The sequence below is a fragment of the Erwinia sp. MYb416 genome (genome assembly GCF_037479575.1).
Classification (GTDB): Bacteria; Pseudomonadota; Gammaproteobacteria; order Enterobacterales; family Enterobacteriaceae; genus Erwinia; species Erwinia rhapontici.
Map to the genome: position 1 here is coordinate 577 of NZ_JBBGYT010000108.1, position 406 is coordinate 982.

The 406-nt window shown below is 56.4% G+C and carries 1 pseudogene; it reads left to right on the forward strand.

Features of this window, described 5'->3' with window-relative positions:
• Positions 1-298: pseudogene (locus tag WH277_RS00980) on the forward strand (malate dehydrogenase); the annotation flags it as partial.
• Positions 299-406: the final 108 nt, after the last annotated feature.

Here is a 406-nt window from a genome sequence, read left to right on the forward strand (position 1 = left end):
GGTCGAGGCAAAAGCGGGTGGCGGTTCTGCAACCTTGTCGATGGGCCACGCGGCTGCGGTCTTTGGTTTGTCCCTGGTGCGTGCCCTGAAAGGCGAAAGCAACATTGTTGAGTGTGCTTATGTTGAAGGGGAAGGCGAGTATGCACGTTTCTTCTCACAGCCGCTGCTGCTGGGTAAAAACGGTATTGTCGAGCGTCGTCCGGTCGGTGCACTGAGCGCCTTTGAACAGCAGTCACTGGATGGCATGCTGGACACGCTGAAGAAGGATATTGCTCTCGGCGAAGCGTTCGTTAAGTAACTTATCCCTTCATTCCTGGCACCCTGGCGGTGCTTGTTCCCCCCGGCACTGCCCGGGGGGAATGTCTGGCAAACTACGGTGTCTGATTCTCTTCCGGGTATTCCTGAA